3 protein-coding genes are annotated in these 3,134 nt (G+C 58.8%); 1 reads left to right on the forward strand and 2 read right to left on the reverse strand.

Going from position 1 to position 3,134, the window contains the following annotated elements:
* Positions 1–203: 203 nt before the first annotated feature.
* Positions 204–665: an Hsp20/alpha crystallin family protein gene (locus tag AC0AP0_RS10895; protein ID WP_144178468.1), complete on the reverse strand. Its 462-nt coding sequence runs from the start codon at positions 663–665 to the stop codon at positions 204–206.
* 383 nt (positions 666–1,048) lie between these two features.
* Between AC0AP0_RS10895 and gdhA the strand changes: the two genes are divergently transcribed.
* On the forward strand, positions 1,049–2,395 hold the full coding sequence (gene gdhA / locus AC0AP0_RS10900) for an NADP-specific glutamate dehydrogenase (RefSeq protein ID WP_046323295.1): 1,347 nt from the start codon (positions 1,049–1,051) through the stop codon (positions 2,393–2,395).
* Between the two features lie 67 nt (positions 2,396–2,462).
* On the opposite strand, the gene AC0AP0_RS10905 is transcribed toward gdhA, so the two are convergent.
* Positions 2,463–3,134, reverse strand: a 672-nt coding sequence (locus AC0AP0_RS10905) for a DUF8487 domain-containing protein (RefSeq protein WP_490430480.1), incomplete at its 5' end; no start/stop codon positions are given.

The following is a 3,134-nucleotide window of genomic DNA, read 5'->3' on the forward strand; positions in this document are numbered from 1 at the left end:
TCACACCATCTTTTGCCATAAGCCTTCTATCCGATCCTCGGCCGGTTACACGGCGCGCCGAAAGACACGCCAAATGGTAAGTATAGCATTGATGGACCCAAAATTGGGCAATAGCGTGTTGACACGACAAAAGGGCCGTCTGAACGGCTGTCGTTCAATCAGTATAGCAGTCGTTCAGGCGGTCCGATAAGGACCCGAATCCCTCAGTCCTCAATGGCGATGTTCTGCGTGTTGTCAGCCGGCTCGATGCTGGTCTTGGGCAGGGTCACCTCGAGGGTGCCATTGGCGTAGTGAGCATGGATGTCCTCCTGGCGTACCTTGTCGCCCACATAGAAGCTGCGGGAGCAGGACCCTGTGTAACGCTCGCGCCGAATCCAACGGCCCTGCTCGTCCTTGTCGCCCTGGTCGCTGTTCTTCTGCGCGGATACAATCAGGTAGCCGTCCTCAAGACGCAGGCCGATGTCCTTCTTGTCAAAGCCAGGCATGTCGATGGAGAGCTGGTACTGCCCGTCCTTCTCACGCACATCCGTGTTCATCAAGGGGCTGTTCAGCGCGTTCTTGGCGCTCTGACCCTGCCGACGCCCGTCACGCCAGTTGTTGAAGAAGGGATCGTCGAAGAAGTCGCCGAAGATCGAATTGTTCATCAATGCGGGAAACATAGCCATAATCACATCTCCTGATTCTCTAAGTCATCGTTCCTGCGGACCGGAACCCCAGACGGACATCCTGACCTGTCCTCCCGGGCTCCCTGCCCTTCACTTTGTCCAAACCGCGGGCCCCGGGTTCCATGCCCGGTGTTCACCCAAGGAATAAAAGTTGAGTCGTGGAGACTCAACTTTTGCTAGCGGACTTGATTACTCTTCTTTGTTCTCTCATTCTTCGGGCCTTGAATGACCACATGTTAGACATTACGGGCCAAAATTCTTGTGACGTAACTTTGAGGCATTTACCATGGGATAAGATTCCGCCAGCCCCCGTAGGCTCTTGAGGGCGGACCCAATCGTATGTGGACCGGACGGACCGGCCATTCCTAGTCAAAGGAGCTCAGATGCTCACCAACGAATACATCAAGCGCGTCTACCAGCAGGTTGAGAAGCGCGACGGCGACCAGCCGGAATTCCTGCAGGCTGTGCGCGAAGTCTTCTCCAGCCTGGAGCCCGTGGTGGAGCGGCATCCCGAGTATGAGGCCAACGGCGTGCTGGAGCGCCTGGTCGAGCCTGAGCGTGCAGTCAAGTTCCGTGTGGCCTGGACCGACGATCAGGGCCATGTTCAGGTCAACCGCGGTTACCGGATCCAATTCAATTCAGCAATCGGTCCCTACAAGGGCGGCCTACGCTTCCACCCGACCGTGACCGAGTCGGTCATCAAGTTCCTGGGCTTCGAGCAGATCCTGAAGAATTCGCTGACCGGACTGCCCATGGGCGGTGCCAAAGGCGGATCCGACTTCGACCCCAAGGGCCGCTCGGATGCCGAGGTCATGCGCTTCTGCCAGGCCTTCATGACTGAGTTGCAGCGCCACATCGGACAGTTCACCGACGTGCCCGCCGGCGACATCAACGTGGGATCCCGCGAGATCGGCTACCTGTTCGGTCAGTACAAGAGAATGCGCGACGAGTACTCGGGCGTGCTGACCGGCAAGGACCTGACCTTCGGCGGCTCCCTGGCCAGGACCGAGGCTACGGGCTATGGTCTGTGCTACTACACCCAGGAGGCCCTGCAGACGCTGCGCAAGGATTCCTTCCAGGGTAAGACCGTCGTCATCTCCGGCTCGGGCAATGTGGCCATCTTCGCCATCGAAAAAGCCCAACAACTGGGCGCCAAGGTGGTGACGGCATCCGACTCCAACGGATACGTTTACGATCCCAACGGAATTGACCTCGACGTCGTCAAGGACATCAAACTGGGTCACCGAGGCCGAATTCGCGAGTATGCGGACCGTGTGGACTCCGCTGAGTACCACGAGGGCTGCAAGGGCGTTTGGACCGTGCCCTGCGACATCGCCCTGCCCAGCGCCACACAGAACGAAATCGACGAGGAATCCGCAAAGACCCTGGTCGCCAACGGATGCACCGTAGTCTGCGAGGGCTCCAACATGCCATCCACCCCCGAAGCCATCCAGGTCTATCAGGACAACAAGGTGCTCTACGGACCTGCCAAGGCCGCCAATGCCGGCGGCGTCGCAGTCTCCGGTCTGGAGATGAGCCAGAACTCCCTGCGCCTGCAGTGGACCTTCGACGAGGTGGACCAGCGGCTCAAGGACATTATGACTGGAATCTTCCAAAAGTCCTACCAGGCCTCCAAGGAATACGGGCATGAGGGCGACCTGATGCTGGGCGCCAATGTGGCCGGCTTCACCAAGGTGGCCGATGCCATGGTGGCCCAAGGCATCCTCTGAGAATAGGACTTAGACCATTTGAACATAAGGGGTCCGACCCGCTGAAATTGCAGGTCGGACCCCTAACTTAGGCGACCAGCTGGTCGATGACCTCGGGATCAATACTCTGACGCGGGTTGAAGTCCTTGGAGCCCAGATACCGATAGATGCTGGTCTGAAGGGCCTGAGCCTCCGGATATTCGGTCAGATTCTGCAGGCCCATGGAGGAGAGCAGAAGCCGGCCCTTACCGCAACGGCATTCCAGCAGCTGTGTCATGGGTCGCAGGTAGGCGTAGCTGTCCATCTCAGTGATGATGGATTGGTAGCGCTCAGGCAGGATGATGGCCCGCTGGGTGGCCATGGGCCACCACTGCCAGTCAGTATGCGAGTCGGTCGGGAAATCGGCAAAAATAGGGTGGTCGGCTTGAATGAACTGCCCCATGGTGCCGCTCTGGTCCTTGAACGTTCCCACCGACCAGAAGTCCGTGGAAAAGTGGGCCTGAACGGATCTGGGCAGGGACTGGGCCGTGGAGTCGGGACTCAGATAGACCGTGCCTCCCTGATCCAGAACCCGACGCGCCTGTTGGTCAAACCTCCTGGCCTCGTACAGACCGCCTGGCCGTTCAGGCTTGCTGTCCCGGTAGACCCAGACCGGATAGACATTGGTCACGCCGTCGATCTCCAAACTCAGACGGCAGCGTTGGTTGCCTTCAACGCCGTCCAGAGGCAGTTCGAAGGCTCCAAGATCGGTCAGCTTGCC

The sequence above is a fragment of the Bifidobacterium sp. POST2/T3 (B1) genome (assembly GCF_058197115.1).

Coding starts and splice junctions, on each gene's coding strand:
- gdhA (WP_046323295.1), top strand. CDS start 1,049: ATGCTCACCAACGAATACATCAAGCGCGTCTACCAGCAGGTTGAGAAG.
- AC0AP0_RS10895 (WP_144178468.1), bottom strand. CDS start 665: ATGGCTATGTTTCCCGCATTGATGAACAATTCGATCTTCGGCGACTTC.